The organism is Sphingorhabdus sp. 109, from assembly GCF_902506555.1.
In the GTDB taxonomy this organism is placed as follows: domain Bacteria; phylum Pseudomonadota; class Alphaproteobacteria; order Sphingomonadales; family Sphingomonadaceae; genus Parasphingorhabdus.
The window spans coordinates 3,314,981-3,336,280 of sequence record NZ_LR732707.1; the positions used below are offsets into that span (position 1 = coordinate 3,314,981).

Here is a 21,300-nt window from a genome sequence, read left to right on the forward strand (position 1 = left end):
GTGCTTGCCCTGATCACCCGGCGGCTGATGACGGCCATCCCGACATTGCTGGTGATCATATTGGCATCCTTCTTCCTGATGCGGCTGGCGCCGGGCGGGCCGTTTGACGGCGAGCGACCGCTCGATCCGGCAACGCAGGCGGCCTTGCAACAGGCCTATGGTCTCGATCGGCCTTTGTGGGAGCAGGCGTGGCTCTATATTTCGCGGCTGGTGCAGGGGGATTTCGGGCCTTCGCTGGTCTATCGCGACTTTACCGTATCGGAACTGATCGCGCAGGGCCTGCCGATTTCGCTGACGCTGGGCGGGCTGGCGATAGTGCTGGCGCTGATGATCGGGGTGACGGCCGGCCTGTTTGCTGCCGTGCGAGCCGGACAGGCTGCGGACAAGACGATCATGATGCTGGCGACGGTTGCAACCGCGCTACCGACCTTTGTCACCGGACCCGCGCTGGCGCTGTTTTTTGGTCTATGGCTCGGCTTGCTGCCGGTATCGGGAACGGGACAAGGGGGAGCCTGGCTAATCATGCCGGTCGTCGCCCTGGCGCTGCCGGTGTCGGGGGCGATTGCCAAACTGACCCGGGCCGGTCTGGCGAGTGTGCTCAAGCAGGATCATATCCGCACCGCCCGCGCCCGCGGTCTGCCCGAGGTGAAAATCCTGTTCAAACATGGTCTTCGGCCCGCCCTGGTCCCGGTCGCAAGCTACCTCGGCCCGGCGGCAGCGGGGCTGCTGACCGGGGCCGTGGTGGTGGAAACCGTCTTCGGCCTGCCGGGGCTGGGCCGCTATTTCGTGCAGGGCGCGCTTAACCGCGACTATCCGCTCGTGCTCGGTGTGGTCACGCTCTACGCCGCGCTGATCATATTGTTCAATCTGTTTGCCGACCTGATCTACGGCTGGCTCGACCCCAGAATGCGGGAAGGGTGAGCGCATGTTGAAGCGTCATCTCCCGCTAGCTCTGGTTCTGTTGATTGCCGCTTTGGCTCTGTTGCTGCCGTTCTTTCTGCCCTGGAGCTATGACCAGATCGACTGGGATGCCGTCCGCGCGCCGGCGTTCAGCGAACCGCATATATTCGGCACCGATGACATTGGCCGGGATCGTCTGGCGCGGCTGGCAGCGGGCACCCGGATCACGCTGCTGGTGGCGATGGCGGCGGCGCTGGTGTCGCTGGTCGTCGGCATCGCCTGGGGCGCGACCGCGGGCTGGATCGGCGGCAAAGTCGACGAGCTGATGATGCGGATTGTCGATGGTCTCTACGCGCTGCCCTTCATGTTCATCGTGATCCTGCTGATGGTGGTGTTCGGCCGGTCGATATTGCTGGTCTTCGTCGGTATAGGGCTGGTCGAATGGCTGACCATGGCGCGGGTGGTGCGGGGGCAGGTGATGGCGCTGAAGCAAAGGCCCTTCATTCTGGCGGCCGAAGCGGCGGGGACGCCTTCCACGACGATCGTGCTGCGCCATATATTGCCCAATATCGCCGGCGTTGCGCTGGCCTATCTGATGCTGACCGTGCCGCAGGTGGTAATGGTCGAGAGTTTCCTCTCCTTTCTGGGCCTGGGCGTGCAGGAACCGCTGACATCGCTCGGCATATTGGTCAAGGAAGGCGCTGACGACATGGATATGGCGCCGCTTGGCCTGCTGCTGCCCGGCGGCTTGCTGGTGCTGATCCTGGTCTGCCTGACGATCGAAGGCGAGCGATTGCGAGACCGCTTCTCATGAGCCTTTATGAGATAGACCAACTGGCGGTGGAGATCGCCGGCAAGCGGCTGGTCCAAAATGTCAGCCTGACCGTTGAAGCGGGACAATGCACCGCAATCATCGGCGGCTCGGGGTCGGGAAAGAGCCTCACTTGCCTGACACCGTTCGGCCTGTCGCCTGGTATCGCTTCGGGCGCGATGATATTGGATGGCATCGACCTGGCCAGCGCTGACCACCAGCAATTGCGTAACGCCCGCAGCAGGCTGACCGGATTTGTGTTCCAGCAGCCACAGACCGCGCTGACCCCGCATCTGACGGTCGGCTCGCAATTGCAGGAAGCCGCGATGCAGGCCGGATCACCACGGCCATCGCGCAAGGAACTGGCACTCATGCTGGAACGGGTCGGCCTGACCCGGGCAGACGAGCGACTGGACCAGTTCCCGCACCGGCTGTCTGGTGGCGAGCGCCAGCGGGTGATGATTGCCGCGGCTATCGCCCATCATCCCAAATTGCTGATTGCCGACGAGCCGACCAGCGCGCTGGATGCGTCCTTGCGCGCCGAGATCATGGACCTGCTCGATGAATTGCGGGCCGAACATCAGCTCGGGATGCTGCTGGTCAGTCATGATCTGGCTTCAGTCGAGGGCCATGCCGACCAGTTGGTGGTGATGGCAAAGGGCCGGCTGGTGGAAAAGGGGGCGACACGGACGATTATCACCCGTCCTGCGAAAGATTATACCCGGCGCCTGATCGCTGCTACGCCGCGGCTAGACGAGGCACCGCCAAAGCTTGGCCAACCCGGTGAGCCGCTGCTCGAAACCGTGGATGTCGGCGTTGAATTCCCGCGACCGGGCTGGCGCAGCGGTAAGATCCGGGCCGTGGTCAACGCCGACATCATGATCCGGCAAGGTGAGTCCCTGGCGTTGGTCGGCGGCTCCGGATCGGGGAAATCCACCCTTGGACGGGCTATCGCCGGTATCGGCCCGGTAACCAGTGGAGAAATCCGGTGGCAGGGCGCGCCGCTTCCCGGACGTCGCCAGCGCAATCTTGCCATGCGCCAGTTGATCCAGCCGGTCTTTCAGGACCCGGTTGCCAGTCTCGATCCGCAATGGCGGGTTGAGGATATTGTGTCCGAGCCATTGCGTAACTTGCGGCCCGGTCTGATAGCTGTCGACCGGAGCGAGATGGCACGGCAGGCCATGCTGGAAGTCGATCTGACGGAGGATTTTCTGTCCCGTTCTCCTGCCAGCCTTTCGGGCGGGCAGGCGCAGCGGGTAGCGATCGCACGGGCAGTCATTGCGGCGCCACAGCTTCTGGTGCTGGACGAGGCGACATCGGCGCTCGACCCGCTAGTGGGAGCGGAAATTCTGGATCTGCTGCTCCGGCTGCAGGCAGATAACGGCCTGAGCCTTCTGTTCATCACCCATGACGTTGCCGCCGCCCGGCGAATATGTCACCGGATTGCCGTGATGGAAGAAGGGCGGATCGTCGAATCCGGTGCAATGCAGGCGGTCATCGAGCATCCGAAGCATCCGGCAACACAAAGGCTGGTGGCGGCAAGCTAAAAAAGAGGGCCGCCCGGTTGTCCGAGCGGCCCCTTTTTCAGCGTTGCTTTGTGAATTTAGAAGGATACGCCGAGAGTGAAGACGAATGCAGAGTCGGTGAAATCTTTCTGTGACGGGGAATCGTCGGTGTCCGTATAGGCCACTCCCAGCGACAGATTTTCGGTGATCGCATAGTCTACGCCCAACGACCAATCAACATAGTTGCCGTCGGTTCCTTGCAGCGTGCTGAGGAAGCTGTCGCCATCCGAATAGCCCAGATGCGCATTCAAGGTCAGTGGAGTGTCGGGAATACCGGCGCTCAGGTCGGTGTAAAGATAGATATTGTCTTCGTTGGCCAGAGCACTTTGCCCGCTCCAAGCATAGGCTGCGCCAACCGTGGCTTCAACCGGGCCCAGCGTAGCCGAGAGCGAAGCATATGGTTCGAAGAAGTCGGTCGCTCCACCGCCAACGCCGCCGGCGTCAGGGTAGAAATAATAGAGAAGACCGATATCGGCGGTAATACCGGAAGCGATTTCACCGGACCAGCCGCCGTAAATGTCGAGCTCGGTACCACCGGCAAAGTTGATCGAAGATCCCCAGGTGCCGATGTAGAAGCCGCTTTCATGGCCGATATCGATGCCGCCCTGAATAGCGACATCGCCGCCGGACTGCGCTACACCGCGAAAGCGGTAGTCAGAAGTGACCGCTGCATTTCCCGAAATTGTGATCGGGCTTGCGGATTCTTCCGCATCCTGCGCCAGGGCAGGGGCTGCGGTAGAGGCAAGCAATGCGGCCGAGAGGCCGATGATGGTTGATTTGGCTTTTCCGCCAAGATTAGCTTTATTGGACGTGCGCATGGAAATCCCTTTCTCGTTAATGCGTATCGCCCCTCCTACTTTTGTTTCCGCTGTTATTATATTACGTCAGATACCCCGAACGCGAACAGTCTCTAAACATGCCCAAGAAAGCTGCTCTATATTATTGCGCTGCACAAGAACGAATATGACAGTAAAGATGACATAATTCTGAAATGTTGCACTTGCGCCACAGACTTGCTTTCGGCCGCTTAAAATTTAGGCGGATTTGTTTGCCGGTGATTAATAAAGCGTCATTCGGCGTCTGCCAGGCTGATACCGTAACCAAATTTCCAGCATCTGGTCAGTCCGAGCCGTTTGGTCCTGCCGGGCCAATGGCCGGCTCCGATCCGGCCTGCAATATGACAGTCCCGCCTTCCGGCAAGGACTTGATATGGAGATCGCGCTGCGGGAACGGAATTTCGACACCATGTTCCTTGAACAGATCCCAGACCCTTTTCAAAATTGCCGCTCTGAAATTGCCGACACCGGATTGCGGGTCCTTGATCCAGCACCGAATCTCGAAATTGACGCTATTGTCGCCAAATTCAAGCATCCAGACAACCGGTTTGGGATGATTGAGTACCCGCGGCACATCGACACAAGCCTGTTTCATCAGCTCGATCGCCTGATCCATGTCGGTATTATAGGATACGCCGACCGGAATGCTGATCCGGACGTTGGGGCTCGAATAGGACCAGTTTTCCACTTCGCGGGTCATCAAATCCTCGTTCGGAATCAGATGTTCCTTGCCCGCACGCGTCAGGACGGAAACGGCGCGCACGCCGATCTTGTTGACCCAGCCATAGGTATTGCCAACCGCGATCACATCCCCCGGTTTGATCGAGCGGTCCATCAGCAGGATGATCCCGGCGATCAAATTACCGATCGTCTTCTGCATGCCGAAGCCGATGGCGAGGCCGAAGGCACCAGAAAATACCGCGAGGGCTGTGAGATCGATCCCGACCACGTCGAGACCAAGCACAAAGGCTCCGGCCAATATCGAAACCGTAGCCAGTTTCTGCCCCAATACCTTTTGCGCGGCGTCGAGCTCGCTGTTGCTGATGATATAGGCCACCAGCTTCATCAGCACGCGGGCCACCGCCAGCAGAATGACGGCGGTCATCGCCAGCGTGACAATCCAGAGCAGTGAGATCCGGCGGGAACCGAGGCTGAACCCGACCTTGTCCATCGCCAGGGTAATCGGCTCGATTCCGCCGACCAGCCCGGACCCGATGCTGACGAACAGGGCGAGGCCAATGGTTGTTCCCAACCAGTTCGGCATCCGTACGCCACGGATCAGGTCATTGGCGAACAGGCCGACGGTTATTGCAATGGTCAGTGAAAAGACGACTTGCGCAATCAGATACCAGGGATAGGCCGCCAGGAAAATGCCGCATAATATGAAGGTAGTGGCTCGGCGGGTCATGTCGCGGATGCGGCGGCCGGCAAGTTCGCTTTCATAACCGGCGCGCGCTTCCCAGAGGTGACGCAGTTTTGGACCGATATATTTGCTGAGATACCAGCCGGCGGTCAGCGCGAGAACCACCAGCCCCGCAGCGATGGCGCCTTGGATATATTGAACATTGCGCGGGATGTCGGGCGCAAAAGCTTCAATATATTTCAGCGCATTGTCGATCATGGGCTGACACTGTGATAATATTCGAAAGCTTTGGCAAGGTCCGCTATCAGATCAGCCGGGTCTTCCAGGCCTATGTTGAGCCGGACCAGCGCTCCTCTTCGGGTCCATGGTACCGCGCTGCGATGCTTCGCGGGATCGACCGGCAGCGCGAGGCTTTCAAATCCGCCCCAGCTATATCCTATGCCAAACAGCGCCAGCGCATCGATGAAGACCGCACGGGAATGTTCGTCGGCATCGGCAAGCTCGAAGGAGAATAGTCCGGATGCCCCTTTAAAATCCCGTTTCCAGATATCGTGGCCCGGGCAATCGGGTAAGGCAGGGTGCAGGACCAGACCGACTTCGGACCTTTGCTTCAGCCACCGGGCGATTTCGAGTGCGCTGGCCTCGTGCTGGCGCAGGCGGACGTCCAGCGTCCGCAATCCGCGCGCGGCCAGATAGGCGTCATCCGGAGAAACCACCTGTCCCAGTTGCTGCGCGGTGCGCCGGAGCCGGGGCCAATATTTGTCATGGGTGGTGACCGCGCCCATCATCACATCGCTATGTCCGACAATATATTTTGTCGCTGCGGTTATGGCGATATCCACGCCATGTTGCAGCGCCGGAAAAAATCGTGACGTTGCCCATGTGTTGTCGAGCAGGGTGACGATGCCTGCCGCGTTGGCCGCTTTGCAAATGGCTGGTACATCCTGAACCTCGAAGGTCAGGCTGCCCGGGCTTTCCATCAATATGGCTTTTGTAGCGGGGCCGAACATTTCCGCAATATCCGCGCCGATAAGCGGATCATAATAGCGGGCGGTGATGCCCATCCGCTTGAGAAAGGCATCAGCAAAGCTGCGGCTGGGATCGTAGCTGCTGTCGGTCAGCAGGATTTCGTCGCCGGGATTGAGCACAGCCAGCAACGCGCAGGATATGGCCGCAACGCCAGAAGGATAGAGCATCGTTCCGGCGGCGCCGGGCTCCATTTCGGTCAGCGCATCGGCCAGTGACCATTGAGTAGGCGAGCCGCGGCGACCGTAGAAAAACCGCCCGTCGTCATTGGTCTTCAGGCCTTCCCGGAGATCGGCGACATTCTCGTAAAGATGGGTGCTGCCCCGCCAGATAGGGGGATTGACCACGGCTCCGGTCCAATTTTTACGGCGACCGCCGGTAACAACCTGGGTCGCCGGTTTTTTCAAGCCGGAGTCATCATCTGCCAATTATCGTTCCAGCAGCGCCGGCATGTTCAGGCGGATTCTTTCGGGGTGTCGGCGTCGGCGCCCCATTCTGCCCAGCTGCCATCATAAAGCGCGGTCTTTTCTGCGCCCGCCAGTGCGGCAGCAAAAGAGACGACCGCTGCGGTCATGCCGGAGCCACAGGTCGTGACCAGAGGTTGGGAAAGATCGATGCCGGCATCGCTGAAGATCGCCTTGATTTCGTCGCTGCTTTTCCATGTGCCGTCGGCGTTGAAGAAGTTGCTGTGCGGGATATTGGTCGATCCCGGAATATGTCCGGAAGCAATGTTGCCGCGCGGGTCCGGAGTCTCGCCACTGAAACGATCGGCAGGGCGCGCATCGATGACCTGCTCGTCCTTGCTGTGCAGATTGGCGAGCATATCGGCCTTGGTACGGATATCCTTGTCGTCCTTCCAGACGGTGAAATGGCGGTGGCGCAAGGCCTCTTTGCCGCTTTCCAGCGGCCGGCCTTCGGCTTTCCACTTGGCAATGCCACCGTCGAGAATGGCGACTTCATGCGCTCCGAACATGGTCAGCATCCACCAGGCGCGCGCTGCGCTTTTGAGCGGGCTGTCATCATAGAGAACGACGCGGCTGCCATCGCCCAGGCCGAGCGATTGCATGCGGCTGGCAAATTTCTCCGCTGGCGGCAGCATGTTTTCGATCGGGTTACTGCTGTCGGTCAGATCGCTGAGATCCATGAAGACCGCACCGGGAATATGGCCCGCTTCATATTCGGCGGCCGGATTACGACCGGCATCCGCCATGAATTTCGTCGCGTCCACGATACGCAGATCGGATGCGCCCAGTTCGTTGGCCAACCATTCGGTCGTTACCAGCAATTCCATATTAAACTCCTCATGCCCGCAATTATTTGCGCTACTCCAACCGCCGTTTAGCGACTCGATTTCAAGGCGTCGAGGCTATAACGCATTGCCGGACGAATCTACCGCTTATGTGCTTTTTCGGCAATTCAGTTTCCCTGCAGCTGATCGAGGAAGCTTTTCGCCTGCCGACGGATGTCGTCTCGCGTTTGAGAATCCATTTTGCCCCACGTGCGGTAGGGCATTGCCAGGCGATTGTTATCGGCCAGCCTGTTCTGGTTGCGGTCGAGAAAGTCCCAGTACAGGGCGTTGAACGGGCAGGCGTTCTCGCCAACGCGCTTTGTCACGTCATAGTGGCATTTCTGACAGTAATCCGACATTTTGTGGATGTAATTGCCGGACGAAGCATATGGTTTGGATGCGATAATGCCGCCGTCGGCAAACTGGCTCATGCCCAGCGTATTGGGCAGTTCGACCCACTCATAGGCATCGGCATAGACTTCCAGATACCATTGGTGCACCGCTTGCGGATCGAGACCGGCGATCAGGGCAAAATTGCCCGTTATCATCAGCCGCTGGATGTGATGGGCATAAGCCAGATCGAGCGTCTGTCCAATGGCTTCGGACAGGCAGTGCATGTCGGTTTCACCCGAATAGTAAAATTCCGGCAGAGGCCGTTTGGCCTTCAGAAAATTGCGTTCGACATAATCGGGACCCTCGCGCCAGTAGATGCCGCGTATATATTCGCGCCACCCGATGATTTGCCGGATAAACCCTTCGGCGGCGTTGAGCGGAACGTCACCGTCTCGATAGCGCTGCTCGACTTCGTGGCAGAGATCGAGCGGATCGAGCAGGCCCGAATTGATATAGGGAGACAGGATCGAGTGCCAGAGAAACGGCTCTCCGCTGAGCAGCGCATCCTGATAGTCTCCGAATCTGGGCAAGGCCTCGTCCAGAAATTTGCGTTTTTGCCGCATCGCTTCTTCATAGGTGACGGCAAAATGGAACTGCTCCAGTGACCCGGGATGACCGGAAAATTCTTCCGCCACCATGGTCAGAACCTGTTCCGTTATGGCATCTGGCCGGAAGCGGATCGGCTGGGGAATGGACAGGTCGCCCCTGGCCGGTTTGCGATTGGCGCTGTCGTAATTCCATTTGCCGCCTTCCGGCTTGCCGTCGCGGTCGATGAGGATTCCGGTCGTTCGCCGCATTTCGCGATAGAAATACTCCATCCGCAGTTGCTTTTTACCGTCCGCCCAGTTTGTGAAATCCTGATGCGTCGCGATAAAGCGGCGATCCGGGCATATGGACACCGGGATGGCGAATTGGTCCTCCCAATTTTCGATCATCGCCATGACCCGCCACTCACCGGCCTCGGTGATCCGGATGCGGTCGATGCGATGCCGCTCCAGCGCCCGCGCGATTTCTCCGGAAAAGCTGCCACGGTTGTCGGGGTCGGTCAGCTTCACATAATCGACGGACCATCCCCGCTCTGCCAGTGCCTTGGCATGGTGGCGCATGGCCGACAGGATATAGGCGATTTTGGCCTTGTGGTGCCGGACATAGGTCGTTTCGTCCTCGACCTCCATCATCAGCAAGATGCAGTCATCAGGGTTTTGCCCGTCCAGGGACGAGATATCCATCGACAGCTGATCGCCCAGTATCGGTATAAGAATTTTCTCTGACATGTCGGGCCTTTTGTACAATCAGGCGGCTTTTGACGATCTGTGCTTTGGGGCAGTATGAAAATGGCGCTGGCTAATGACATGGCGCACGGGCTGCCCTAAAAGACCGCCATGACCCATGATGACACCCAAAAACCCGCACCGAAATTTCTGGGAAAGGACAGCGCACTTCCTGCTTCGCCCGAGAGCGCTGTGCTGGATTATGTGCCCAACCCGCGCGCCGGCGAGCTCTATCTGACACGCTTTGCCGCGCCCGAATTCACCTCGCTTTGCCCGGTCACCGGCCAGCCGGATTTTGCGCATCTGGTCATTGACTATGCGCCGGGAGAGACCATCGTCGAGTCCAAGTCGTTGAAGCTGTTTCTGAGTTCCTTTCGCAATCATGCCGCCTTCCATGAAGACTGTACGGTCGGAATCGGCAGGCGGCTGTTTGACGAAATGAAACCCGAATGGCTGCGGATTGGTGGTTACTGGTATCCGCGCGGCGGCATACCGATCGACATTTTCTGGCAGTCGGGCGAGCCGCCCAAGGGGCTCTGGGTGCCGGATCAGGGCGTCGCGTCCTACCGGGGCCGTGGCTGATGCCGCATAAATTCTACGGCGGGCCGCTGTCCCTCTATTCGGGCAAGGCGCGGGCCTATCTCGACTGGAAAGGGGTGGATTACGAGGAGATTCTCAGCACCACAGAGGTTTACAAGACGGTTATCGTCCCCAGAGTCGGTCGCCCCGTTATTCCCGTGATGGTGACCGACGGCGGCGAAACGCTTCAGGACACAACGCTGATTATCGATCATTTCGAAGCGACGACCGGCGGGCCGTCGGTCTATCCCGACACGCCGAAGCAGCGGCTGGTGGCGCTGCTGATGGAAGTGTTCGGTGACGAATGGCTGGTGATCCCGGCGATGCACTATCGCTGGAACTATAATGAAGAATGGGTCTACGGCGAATTCGGGGCGGTTGCAGCCCCCGAAGCCAGCCGGGAGGAACAGCTTGTCATCGGCCGGGAGCGGGGCCAGACGTTCAAGGGTTTTTGTCCGATATTGGGGATTAACGAGCAGACCATCCCCGCGATCGAGGCAAGCTATGAAGCGCTTCTCGCCGATCTCGACCGGCATTTTGCCGAACATGACTATCTGCTGGGTTCGCGTCCTTCGATCGGCGATTACGGTCTTATCGGTCCGCTTTATGCCCATTTATACCGCGATCCGGCATCGGGCGAGATCATGAAGCGGCTGGCGCCGAAGGTTGCCGGATGGGTCGAGCGGATGGTGAATGTGCAGCAGCCGCTATCGGGAGAATTTCTACCGGATGACGCGATCCCGTCGACCTTGATCCCGGTGCTGGAGCGGATGATGGCAGAGCAGATGCCCTTCCTGCAGAAAACCAGCGATATGTTCGCCCGCTGGGCTGATGCCAATCGCGATACCGAAATTCCGCGTGCGGTCGGCATGGCCGATTTTTCCATCGAGGGCGTGACCGGACAGCGGATCGCACCGCCGTTCAGCCTGTGGATGCTGCAACGCCCGCTGGACTATCACCGGGGATTGGCGGATGTTGAGAAGGCGGCGGCGGACGAATTTCTCTCGTCGGTTGACGGCGCAGGGGCCTTTACGAACTTTACGATGGACCAGCGATTGGCGTTCGAAAAATTCAAGCTTGTTCGCGGCTGATGTCGCGCGGCTTTCCCGGATTCAGCACCAGAATCGACTTTGCCCTATCAATCGGTCACGGTCATTCTTATATATTGTCGATATGAGCAGCATTTCACACCATCATAGCATCGCGATCGAACCGTCCGACATTGATTTCATGGGCCACGTCAATAATGCCAATTATCTGACCTGGGTGCAGGATGCTGTGGTCGCGCACTGGCAGAAATTTGCGCCCTCCGAAGCGGTCGCCGCCCATCTGTGGGTCGCGCTCAAGCACGAGATCACCTATCGCAAGCCGGCGTTTCTGGAAGATGATGTGATCGCGGAAGTGTTGCTGGAAAAAGTCCACGGCGCGCGCGCTTTCTACAGCACGGTCATTCGGCGGGGTGAAGAGGTCCTGGCCGAAGTCCAGTCAAGCTGGTGCTGCATTGACGCCGACACTTTGCGCCCGACCCGCTTGGCAAAGGATATTGTCGCGCGTTTTCTGGGCAACAAAGACTAGCGACTACAGGGACAGCGCCGGTTAGCGCATTAACCCGCCGATCAGATTGCGGACGAAGCGTCCCGCAACCGGCCCCGCCAGATCCGTCACCACAGAACCGACGGCGGACGTCACGCCGGTCCGCACCGGGTTTGCCCGTGATTTTTTGCCGAGCATGGTCGATGCAGCCATGCCCGCTGCTGAACCCATGGCCACTTTTGTCCCGCGACTGAGTGCTTTTTCCCAGATGCTCTTGCTCTTGCGCGGCTGTTTGCGGACCTCTTCCTCGCCCTTTTCCTCAACCTCCTTGGCGGTTTCTGTCGCGTCGATCACTTTTTGCGCCAGGATTTCCTCGGCGCTGTTCCGGTCTATCTCGGTATCATATTTGCCGTCATAAGGAGAGATGGAGTTGATGATCGCGCGTTCCTTTGCCGTGACCGGTCCGAGGCGGGACCGGGGAGGCTTGATCAGGGTCCGCTCGACGATCGAGGGCGCGCCGTCTTCCAGCAGGGTCGATACCAGCGCCTCGCCAACGCGCAATTCGGTAATGGCTTCCTCTACATCCAGATCAGGATTGATCCGGAACGTGTCGGCGGCGGCCTTGATCGCTTTCTTGTCGCGCGGGGTGAAGGCGCGCAGCGCGTGCTGCACACGGTTGCCGAGCTGGCCGGCAACTTCCTGCGGAATGTCGACCGGATTCTGGGTGACGAAATAGACGCCGACGCCCTTCGAACGGATCAGGCGCACAACCTGTTCGATTTTGTCTTCCAGGGCTTTCGGCGCATCGTCGAACAGGAGATGGGCTTCGTCAAAGAAAAAGACCAGTTTCGGCTTTTTCGGATCGCCGACTTCCGGCAGGCTTTCAAAAAGCTCGGCGAGCAGCCAGAGCAGGAAAGTGGCATAGAGTTTCGGGCTACGCATCAGCTGGTCGGCGGCGAGAATGTTGATATAGCCACGGCCCTGGTCATCGCATTTCAGGAAATCATCAATCTCCAGAGCGGGCTCGCCGAAGAATTGTCCCGCGCCCTGGCTGTCGAGCTGGAGCAGCTGGCGCTGAATGGCGCCGACGCTGGCCTTGCTGACATTGCCATATTTGGCGGACAGCTGCTTCGCATTTTCCGCCGTATAGGCGAGCATCGACTGCAGGTCGTCCAGGTTGAGCAGCAGCAATCCTTCTTCGTCGGCAAAGCGGAAAACAATATTGAGCACGCCTTCCTGTGTGTCGTTCAGGTCCATCAGGCGAGCAAGCAGCAGCGGTCCCATCTCCGTGATCGTGGTCCGGATCGGATGACCCTGTTTACCGTAGAGGTCCCAGAATATCGCCGGATTATCGGAATAGGCGTAATCTTCCATGCCAAGTTCCTTGGCCCGTTCCTCCAGTTTGTCGGCATGTTTGAACTGGCCAGAACCGGCCATCGAAACACCGGACAGATCGCCTTTCACATCGGCAACAAAAACGGGAACGCCGTTGGCCGAGAAGCTTTCGGCCAGCCCCTGCAGCGTGACCGTCTTGCCGGTACCGGTTGCGCCGGCAATCAGGCCGTGCCGGTTTGCGCGGGAGAGATTGAGGCTTTGCCGTTCGCCGCCGCCCAGTCCGAGAAAAATTTCTGTTGCATCGGCCATCAGCGGATCCCCTCAATCATATTGCAAAGCTGATCCCGACTTGACGCAAAAAAAAGGCCGGCGTCAAGCGCCGGCCCTTGTCTGTTACATCTGTTTATATGCGTTTAATTGTCCTGTAGCCGGACCGCAACAAATACGGGCTGGCGAGCACCGCGACGGATCTGCAAAAGTACGGCCTCGCGGTTCGCGCTGGTCGCATTGCTGATCGCCTCATCCAGTTCGGCAACCGTGGTCACCGGCTTGCGGTTGACGCTGGTGATCAGAAATCCCCGTCTTATGCCTTTCTGGGCTGCGTCGCTGTTCGGATTGACGGTGGTTACCACCACGCCTTTCTGCGACGATGGGACACCGATCTGCCGGGCGATTGCCGGTGTCAGGTCGATTACCGACAGTCCTAGCGCGTCGGCGGTTGCCTGCGCACTGGTTCCATCGTCATTCTGGCCCATCGCATCATCTTCCGCATCCGGGTCAAAGGTGCTGCCGGCGAGTTCCTCTTCGGAAGGACGTTTTCCAAGCTTGGCATTGACCTTGATCGTCTTGCCGTTGCGGATCAGTTCGATCGGAACCACGGTGCCGATCGGAAGATTGGTCACCAGATAGGAGAGGGTTTGGTCGGGGGTTACCGCCTTTCCGTTCACCTTGGTGATCACATCGCCTGCCTGGATACCGGCCTTGGCTGCTGCCTCATCCGGTTCGACCCGCTGGACAAATTCACCACGATTCTTCTCCAGACCCAGGGAATCTGCGAGGTCTTCGGAAAGCGCGCTGATCTGGACACCGAGATAACCGCGTTCGATCGTCTTCCCGTCTTTCAGGGTTTCGACAATCGGTGCGGCGACTTCGGCGGGAATGGCAAAGCCGATTCCGACATTGCCGCCGGTGGGCGAAATGATTGCATTGTTGATCCCGATGACATTGCCGTTGAGATCGAACATCGGGCCACCGCTATTGCCGCGGTTGATCGAGGCATCGGTTTGCAGGAAGCGATCATAGGCGCCACCCTGGCCGGTGTTGCGGTGAATGGCAGACAGGATTCCGGTGGTCACCGTCCCGCCGAGTCCGAAGGGATTGCCGATGGCAATCACCCAGTCACCGACCCGGGCGCTGGTGCTGTCACCGAATTTCACGAACGGCAGCGGCTTGCTGGCCTTGATCTTGAGCACGGCGATATCGGATGCTGCATCGCGACCGACAAGCTCCGCTTCATATTCGGTGCGGTCCGGCATGATCACGGTAATCGATTCGATCGTCGCATTGCGGTTGCCGGGTGCCACGACATGGTTGTTGGTTACCACATAGCCATCGGCCGAGATGATGAAGCCGGAACCGAGCGATTGCGCCTCGCGGGTTTGCTCGCCGCCCCCGCTCTGGCGATTGCCGAACAGGCCGTCAAAGGGCGTCCCCGCGAAGGGGTTGTTGTTCACCCGCACGCGCTGGGTGGTGGAGATATTGACCACAGCAGGCTGTAGCTGTTCGGTCAGATCGGCAAAGCTCATCGGCGCGCCGGCGCGCGGCACGACGTTGCGCATCACCGAGCTGTCATTGGCGGCGGTCTGTGCTCCCGCAGGACCGATACCGGTCAGGGTGGCTGCACTGCCGGCCAATAGCAAAGCGGCTGAAATTCCGTAAGCGTAACGCACTATAATCTTCCTCTCAAATTTCTGGCGGAACCAATCAGTTCCAATCGCCAGATCCGTTCAAAATCGCGGGATTAATGGCGCAATTTTCATGAACGGAAATTGAATATTAGCATATATGTCCGCCGATCCTAAGCGCTGAACTGCGGGACATTCCCGATGCCAACCTATTTGGGTGTGCAAAATAGCTTTCGCAAGCCGCGAATCGTCGTTTCGCAGAAAAAAACCGCCATTGTGCAGAAAAGACGACATTTGTAGTCGACGGCCGCCGCATCCGGCCTTTCTGATGTCAGAATTCAAACGAACCGTCGGTGTCAAACGCCGGCTTGCCTGTAAAGCCGAGCGCGTCATTGGCCAGTTGCGTGTCGAAAAATTCGTGAACCGACGCTATTTTCCCGTCGCGAAATGAAAAGATATGAACGTAGCGCTGGTCGTAGCGCTGCCCGTTTCGGGTGAAGCCTCTGGCCTCCATAATGGTGGTTGCGCCCTCCGGACTGTCGTTCATTATCCGCCATTTTTCCGCAAAGCGGAACCGCTCGAAATCCAGAGCCTCGAATATGGCCGGCAAAACCGCTTTCAGGGCGGCGAAGCTGTCATAGCGCCCGGAAATGATCGTGTTCCCCGCGACATTATACACGACATCCGGATGGTGCAGCGCCTCGAAACCATCGACGTCCATCACCGACAATGCGGTATAATAGGCGTCGATAATTTCGCGGTTCGAAGGCAAGATGCTTTACCGGCCCCGGAACTGGCGCAGATATTCGTTGTCCGGGGACAGCACGAATGAGCTTTGCGGGCCATTCTCACCACCGTCCTGGAAGGTGGTTTCATAACTCTTCATGGCGCGGTAAAAATCGTAAAATTGCGGGTCCTTGCCAAAGCTTTCGGCATAGGTCCGCGCGGCGCTGGCATCGGCCTCTGCGCGAATGATCTGGGCCTGCTTTGCTCCCTGTGCGCGAATCGTCCGGGCTTCCTGATCCCGCGCTGTCCGCATCCGCTGATAGGCGCTGTCGAGCGGCGTGCCGTCGGGAAGATCGGCGCGCTTGATCCGCACGTCGACAATCTCCGCACCATATTGGCGGGCGACGCGGTTGAGACCGGCCTGGATATTATCCATGACCTGACCGCGTTCCGGGCTCAGCAGAGCGGCGAAAGGCCGCTTGCCCAGTTCGTTCCTCAGTGCGGAACCCAGAATAGGGCGCAACTCGTCGGAAACCCGCTCTTCGCTGCCGGCAGCAATATACATGCGCAGCGGATCGGTGATCCGGAAGCGGGCGAAGGCATCGACCTGCAGACGCAACTGGTCGGTGGACAGCACTTGCTGCTGTTCCATTTCGACGTCGCGGATTCGCTTGTCGATCCACACGATCTGCTCGAAAAACGGGATCTTGGCGATCAGGCCAGCCCCGGTTTCCCCAAAGGCTTCGCCTGACTGGTAACGGTTGACAATTCTCTTGGGTTCACCGAGCTGGACCACGACGCCTTGCCGGGTTTCCGGCACGATGACGATGGTGTTGAGCAGAATGAACAGCGCCGCAATGGCGATCACGCCGAGCGCCACGGGATTTTTCATAATCTGTCCCATTATTTGCCCTCCACGGTCGTTATCGCGGGTTGCTGGGCGCGTTTCTTCAGTTCGGGCAAAGCGAGATAGGGCGTCACGCCCCGGGCTTCGACTACGGTCTTGTCGACCTTGGACAGGACACGTTCCATTGTTTCATAATACATGCGCTGTCTGGTCACAGTCGGAGCCAGACGATATTCTTCGTAGACCTTGTCGAAAGCGGCGGATTCACCCTGTGCCTGCGCCGTGAGCTGTTGCGCATAGGCGCGCGCCTCGTTGAGATAGGTCTGCGCGGTCTGCTGTGCGGCGGACACTTCCTTGAACGCGTCGTTGACCGCGGCCGGAGGATCGGCCTTCTTGATGGCGATACCGCGAATGACCACACCCGCGCCATAGCCGTCGAGCAATTGCTGCATATTCTGTTCCACCTGCTGTTCGATTTCGGTCCGTTCGGAGCCGATCGTATCATCCAGCGTGAAATTCGCGACCACCGCCCGCATTGCTGCTTCGGCTACTTCCTTGATCGTCTCTTCCGGTTCGGCAATCTGGAACAGGAACAGTTCCGGCGCCTTGATGTTCCAGCGCACCGAATAGGCGAGATCGACGATATTCTGATCACCGGTCAGGATCAACTTCTCGGCTTCGCCTTCGGGGATGTCGATCGTCCGGATGTCCTCAACGTCCAGCTTGACGACTTGCTCCAGCGGAGTGGGGAGCGAAAAATGCAGGCCCGGTTGCAGGGTCCGCGAATAGGAACCCAGAAATGTCACGACACCGCGTTCCTGAGGGCTGACCCGATGGATGCTGGTCAGCAGCACCCAGAGGATGATGAAGCCGATCGCCATGAGGGGCCACCAGGACCGCCCGCCGGGACGCTTGGGAATGCCGCCCTTGAAGCCGCCGCCCGTGCCTTTTTTGAACAGTTCTTCAAGCGAGGCCGCACCCTTGCGACCACCACCGGATGGTCCGCCGGAGGGGTTGCCCCATGGATTGCGCGGACCACCGCCGCTGCCGCCTCCATTGCCGCCGTCGCCGTCATTGCCCCAGGGGCCGGCCATGTTCAGAATTGAGCCCAAAATCGATTTGCGGCGTGCGTCACCGTTAATATTTTCATTCATAGTTTCTTTATAGGTAGCGCGCTGCCAGAAAAACAGTGTCAATCCGAGAAAAGTGTAACTATGTCGATCCGATGACCGATATTTCCACAATCGAGGCAGCGCTAGAAGATGTTGCCAAGGGCCGTTTCAGCGCCGTAAAATTTACCGAAGGCCGGATTGCTCTGGTGCTCAATGTTGGCGGACTGGACGTGCGCGAGCGCGGCCAGATCGAGATTGCCGTGAAAGGCAGGCTGCTGGCGCTGGACGGGATCGAGAAAGTCGATATTGCGATGACCGCAGAGAAGGTCGTGCGGCGGTTGATCGCAGTGGCCAGCGGCAAGGGCGGCGTCGGGAAATCCACGCTGTCGACCAATCTGGCGATTGCATTGCAGCAGCTCGGCCGCAAGGTCGGGATGGTTGATGCCGATATATATGGTCCATCCCAGCCACGGTTGCTCCACTGCGAAGGCCGGCGGCCCGAAGCAGAAGGCAAGCAACTGATTCCGGTGCCGAACGAATATGATGTGCCGGTCCTGTCGATGGGGCATCTGGCCAAACCCGGCCAGGCGATCGCCTGGCGCGGACCCATGGCCGGCAAGGCCCTGGAGCAGCTGGTGGACGCGCATTGGGGCGATGTCGAGGAACTGATCGTCGATATGCCGCCCGGTACTGGCGATGTACAACTGTCGATGATGCAGCATCACAAGCCGGTGGGCGCTGTGATAGTCTCGACACCGCAGGATCTGGCACTGATGGACGCAACCCGTGCGGTGGATCTGTTCAACCAGGCCAAGATCCCGATCATCGGCATGGTCGAGAATATGGCCGGCTACCAATGTCCGCATTGTGGCGAGGTCAGCGATCCGTTCGGTGCCGGTGGTGCGGAAGCGGCGGCGAAAACCATGGATATGCCCTTCTTGGGAAGAATTCCTCTCGATATCGAGATCCGCAAGTCCAGTGACGGTGGAATGCCACCGGCCTGTCGCGACGATGTGCACGGACAGGCGTTTCGTGATATTGCGCAAAAGCTGGCGACATGGCTGGACAATCAATAGGGCGGAGAAAGGGCGACATGCTGCTGGAAAACGATCAGGATCTTACCGAATTGCTGACATCGACGCGGCGCATCGCCCTGGTCGGGGCCTCGGCAAAACCTGAACGGGACAGCAACCGGATTCTGAAATTTCTACTGGATCAGGGTTATGACGTGGTTCCGGTCAATCCCGGTCTGGCCGGCCAGAAATTGCATGGCAGGACGGTGGCCGGTTCGCTCTCCGCGATCGATGGTGACATCGATATGGTCGATATTTTCCGCAATTCGGAAGCGGCGGGTGATGTCGTCGACGAAGCCATCGCGATCGGCGCGAAATCGGTTTGGATGCAGCTCGGCGTGATCAACGAGGCGGCGGCACAGCGGGCGACCGAGGCAGGCCTCAAGGTGGTCATGGACCGTTGCCCGAAGATCGATATTCCGCGCCTGGGGTTGCTGAAATAATTCAATGGCGGCGGAACCTGATATTGCGCAGCCTGACCAGCCAGCAAGCGGACTGAACCGTCGCAAATTCCTGATCGGCGGGGGTGCCCTTGGCGGACTGGCGCTGGCCTGGGCGATCTGGCCGCGCAGCTACGAACCGAACATCGCCGCGACCGAGAATGAACAGATATTCGGTGCGTTTCTGAAAATATCCGAAGACGGGCAGGTCACGGTGGTCGTGCCGCAAAGCGAAATGGGGCAGGGTGTCTATACGGTACTGCCACAAATTCTCGCCGACGAACTGGGCGCAGACTGGCGCACCGTTGCGGTCGAACCGGCGCCGATCAATTCACTATACAGCAACATCCCGCTGGCCGAACAATGGGCTGAATCCCTGATGCCGGCCGGCAGCAAAAAATTAACCGAAAATGCCGCGGTGCAATGGATCGCGCAGAATGTAGCGGTGCGCGAACAGTTCATGGTGACGGCCGACTCCACTTCCATTCCTGCTTTTGCTGCCAGTTTCCGCGATGCGGGGGCGGCAGCACGCGTCTTGCTGACCAAGGCGGCGGCCGAACGATGGGATGTCCCCTGGGAAGCCTGTACGGTCGAAAACGGGATGATCGCCAATGGCGAGAAAAGCTTGCGGTTCGGCGCGCTGGTTCGCGAAGCGGCAAGCCAGAATCTTCCCGATCCCGTGCCGTTGCGGACAGCCGGAGCCGGCAGCCTGATCGGACAGGACGTGCCGCGCCTTGATCTGCCCAGCAAGCTCGACGGTTCGGCCAATTTCGCCGGAGACGTGCGGTTGCCGGACATGGTCTATGCCGCGATCAGACAGGGTCCGATCGGCGAGACAAGGCTGAAATCGTTCAACCGCGCCGGTGCCGGCAAGATTACCGGCTTTATCGACGTGGTCGAGGGCGACCAATGGATCGCGGCGGTCGCTACCAACTGGTGGGCGGCCAACCGGGCGCTGGATAAAATGAGTCCGATTTTCGAAACGCGCGGCTTCATGGCCGACAGCGAGCGGATCGACGGTTTTCTGCAAAAGGCGCTGGATGACGGGCCGGGAACGCGCTTTCTGTCGCGTGGAGAAACCAGCGGCCTATTCACCGAGGAAAATCTGGTCCGGGCGCGCTATCATGCCAATGCCGCCTTGCATGCGCCGATCGAGACGCGGACCGCAACCGCGGAATACAAGGATGGCGGCCTCGAGTTGTGGATGGCGACGCAAGCGCCGGTTGCGGCGGTACAGGCGGCGGCCCGAGCGCTGAACATACAGCAGGACCGCGTGACTCTCTATCCGATGCTGAGCGGCGGTTCGTTCGACCGCAATCTCGACAATGAGATCGCCGCGCAGATTGCACTGATCGCCAGGAAAATGGGACGGCCGGTGCAACTGATGTGGTCCCGTGCTGAAGATCTGATGCACGACCATTTCCGCGCGCCGAGCCAGGCGCGGCTGGATGCCGCTATGGCCAAGGGCGGCCGCGTGGAGGCACTGCAGATCAAGATTGCCGCTCCCCCTACGGGACGCGAACAGGTGAAAAGGCTGTTCGACGGCTTGGGCAATGCCGAAGCTATGCGCTCTTCGATCGGGGACGCCGATAGCAAGGCTGTCGAGGGACTCGACATACCCTATGACATCGCCAATCTGACGGTTGACCACCATAGTGCCTTTGTCGGCGTGCCGACCGGCAACTGGCGCAGCAACGCACACAGCAGCAATGTCTTCTATCTCGAATCATTCATCGACGAACTGGCAGCGAAGGCCGGCGTAGAACCCCTCTCATTCCGCATGCAGATGATGAACAACGCGCCAAGACTGGCCCGCTGCCTGACCAGCGTTGCCGCCATGGCCGGCTGGGACGGTGGTCTGGATCGCAGCGGTCAGGGCATGGCCTGTCACAGCATGCGCGGCGGCCATATCGCTATCATCGCGAGCGCCAGCAGGGGTGGCAGCGGTCTGGAAGTACGCCGCATTTCCGCTAGCGTCGACATCGGCCGGATCATCCACCCCGATATAGCCCGGCAACAGATCGAGGGCGGCATTGTCTTCGGGCTGGCGATGGCGCTGGGCAGTGCTACCCGGTTTGAAAAAGGTCTGCCCAAGGCCAGGCGACTGCGCGACCTGTCTCTGCCGCGACTGGCAGAGATACCGCCGATCCAGATCGAATTTGTCAGAAGCGAGGAAGAATCCGCTGGCTATGAGGAACTCGGTGTGCCGGCGGTTGCGCCCGCCATCGCCAATGCGCTATTCTCGGCAACCGGCGCGAGGCTCCGGCAATTGCCACTTTTCGGAGAAATATCCTGACC

The 21,300-nt window shown here is 59.2% G+C and carries 19 protein-coding genes; 9 read left to right on the plus strand and 10 right to left on the minus strand.

Features of this window, described 5'->3' with window-relative positions; all coding sequences use genetic code 11:
- Genes BOSE62_RS15865 through BOSE62_RS15875 form a run of 3 tightly spaced genes read left to right on the plus strand, consistent with a single transcriptional unit; the run spans position 1 to position 3,258 of the window.
- Positions 1-921, plus strand: a complete 921-nt coding sequence (locus tag BOSE62_RS15865; RefSeq protein WP_159647701.1) for an ABC transporter permease — start codon at positions 1-3, stop codon at positions 919-921.
- Positions 922-925: 4 nt separating this feature from the next.
- Complete coding sequence (locus tag BOSE62_RS15870) at positions 926-1,714, plus strand: ABC transporter permease (RefSeq protein WP_159647702.1); 789 nt, start codon at positions 926-928, stop codon at positions 1,712-1,714.
- Positions 1,711-3,258 carry an ATP-binding cassette domain-containing protein gene (locus BOSE62_RS15875; RefSeq protein ID WP_159647703.1) on the plus strand — a complete coding sequence of 516 codons (1,548 nt, stop codon included), beginning with the start codon at positions 1,711-1,713 and terminating at the stop codon, positions 3,256-3,258. The genes BOSE62_RS15870 and BOSE62_RS15875 overlap by 4 nt, the downstream gene beginning before the upstream one ends.
- A 56-nt stretch (positions 3,259-3,314) precedes the next feature.
- On the opposite strand, the gene BOSE62_RS15880 is transcribed toward BOSE62_RS15875, so the two are convergent.
- The 5 genes from BOSE62_RS15880 to BOSE62_RS15900 all read right to left on the minus strand — a co-directional run bounded on the left by BOSE62_RS15880 (position 3,315) and on the right by BOSE62_RS15900 (position 9,456).
- Complete coding sequence (locus BOSE62_RS15880; RefSeq protein WP_159647704.1) at positions 3,315-4,094, minus strand: TorF family putative porin; 780 nt, start codon at positions 4,092-4,094, stop codon at positions 3,315-3,317.
- Positions 4,095-4,395: 301 nt separating this feature from the next.
- Entirely contained in the window at positions 4,396-5,733 is a 1,338-nt protein-coding gene (locus tag BOSE62_RS15885; RefSeq protein WP_159647705.1) for a mechanosensitive ion channel family protein, read from the minus strand.
- Complete coding sequence (metC, locus tag BOSE62_RS15890; RefSeq protein ID WP_159647706.1) at positions 5,730-6,929, minus strand: cystathionine beta-lyase; 1,200 nt, start codon at positions 6,927-6,929, stop codon at positions 5,730-5,732. The genes BOSE62_RS15885 and metC overlap by 4 nt, the downstream gene beginning before the upstream one ends.
- A gap of 26 nt (positions 6,930-6,955) precedes the next feature.
- Positions 6,956-7,792, minus strand: coding sequence for a 3-mercaptopyruvate sulfurtransferase (sseA, locus tag BOSE62_RS15895; protein WP_159647707.1), 837 nt, complete (start codon positions 7,790-7,792; stop codon positions 6,956-6,958).
- Between the two features lie 125 nt (positions 7,793-7,917).
- On the minus strand, positions 7,918-9,456 hold the full coding sequence (locus tag BOSE62_RS15900; protein WP_159647708.1) for a cryptochrome/photolyase family protein: 1,539 nt from the start codon (positions 9,454-9,456) through the stop codon (positions 7,918-7,920).
- A 108-nt stretch (positions 9,457-9,564) separates the two neighbouring features.
- On the opposite strand from BOSE62_RS15900, the gene queF reads away from it, so the two are divergent.
- The 3 genes from queF to BOSE62_RS15915 all read left to right on the plus strand — a co-directional run bounded on the left by queF (position 9,565) and on the right by BOSE62_RS15915 (position 11,607).
- Positions 9,565-10,035 carry a preQ(1) synthase gene (gene queF / locus BOSE62_RS15905; protein WP_159647709.1) on the plus strand — a complete coding sequence of 157 codons (471 nt, stop codon included), beginning with the start codon at positions 9,565-9,567 and terminating at the stop codon, positions 10,033-10,035.
- The gene (locus BOSE62_RS15910; protein WP_159647710.1) at positions 10,035-11,123 is read left to right on the plus strand and encodes a glutathione S-transferase family protein; all 1,089 of its coding nucleotides are present in this window, start codon (positions 10,035-10,037) and stop codon (positions 11,121-11,123) included. Before queF ends, BOSE62_RS15910 begins: the two co-directional genes overlap by 1 nt.
- Before the next feature lie 82 nt (positions 11,124-11,205).
- A complete protein-coding gene (locus BOSE62_RS15915) occupies positions 11,206-11,607 on the plus strand; it encodes an acyl-CoA thioesterase (RefSeq protein ID WP_159647711.1) in 402 nt (133 codons plus the stop codon).
- Positions 11,608-11,628: 21 nt separating this feature from the next.
- Here the strand turns inward: BOSE62_RS15915 and BOSE62_RS15920 are convergent, their stop codons facing one another.
- The 5 genes from BOSE62_RS15920 to hflK all read right to left on the minus strand — a co-directional run bounded on the left by BOSE62_RS15920 (position 11,629) and on the right by hflK (position 17,471).
- Complete coding sequence (locus BOSE62_RS15920; RefSeq protein WP_159647712.1) at positions 11,629-13,209, minus strand: helicase HerA-like domain-containing protein; 1,581 nt, start codon at positions 13,207-13,209, stop codon at positions 11,629-11,631.
- 104 nt (positions 13,210-13,313) lie between these two features.
- A complete protein-coding gene (locus BOSE62_RS15925) occupies positions 13,314-14,849 on the minus strand; it encodes a Do family serine endopeptidase (RefSeq protein ID WP_201295692.1) in 1,536 nt (511 codons plus the stop codon).
- Positions 14,850-15,135: 286 nt separating this feature from the next.
- Complete coding sequence (locus BOSE62_RS15930; protein WP_159647713.1) at positions 15,136-15,576, minus strand: nuclear transport factor 2 family protein; 441 nt, start codon at positions 15,574-15,576, stop codon at positions 15,136-15,138.
- A 6-nt stretch (positions 15,577-15,582) separates the two neighbouring features.
- Positions 15,583-16,434, minus strand: coding sequence for a protease modulator HflC (gene hflC / locus BOSE62_RS15935; RefSeq protein ID WP_159647714.1), 852 nt, complete (start codon positions 16,432-16,434; stop codon positions 15,583-15,585).
- Positions 16,434-17,471: an FtsH protease activity modulator HflK gene (hflK, locus tag BOSE62_RS15940; RefSeq protein ID WP_159648093.1), complete on the minus strand. Its 1,038-nt coding sequence runs from the start codon at positions 17,469-17,471 to the stop codon at positions 16,434-16,436. Before hflK ends, hflC begins: the two co-directional genes overlap by 1 nt.
- Before the next feature lie 131 nt (positions 17,472-17,602).
- On the opposite strand from hflK, the gene BOSE62_RS15945 reads away from it, so the two are divergent.
- The 3 genes from BOSE62_RS15945 to BOSE62_RS15955 are packed head-to-tail and all read left to right on the plus strand — an operon-like array spanning position 17,603 to position 21,298.
- Positions 17,603-18,565 carry an Mrp/NBP35 family ATP-binding protein gene (locus tag BOSE62_RS15945; protein WP_159647715.1) on the plus strand — a complete coding sequence of 321 codons (963 nt, stop codon included), beginning with the start codon at positions 17,603-17,605 and terminating at the stop codon, positions 18,563-18,565.
- Positions 18,566-18,582: 17 nt separating this feature from the next.
- A complete protein-coding gene (locus BOSE62_RS15950; protein ID WP_159647716.1) occupies positions 18,583-19,005 on the plus strand; it encodes a CoA-binding protein in 423 nt (140 codons plus the stop codon).
- A 4-nt stretch (positions 19,006-19,009) separates the two neighbouring features.
- Complete coding sequence (locus BOSE62_RS15955) at positions 19,010-21,298, plus strand: xanthine dehydrogenase family protein molybdopterin-binding subunit (RefSeq protein ID WP_159647717.1); 2,289 nt, start codon at positions 19,010-19,012, stop codon at positions 21,296-21,298.
- Positions 21,299-21,300 lie beyond the last annotated feature (2 nt).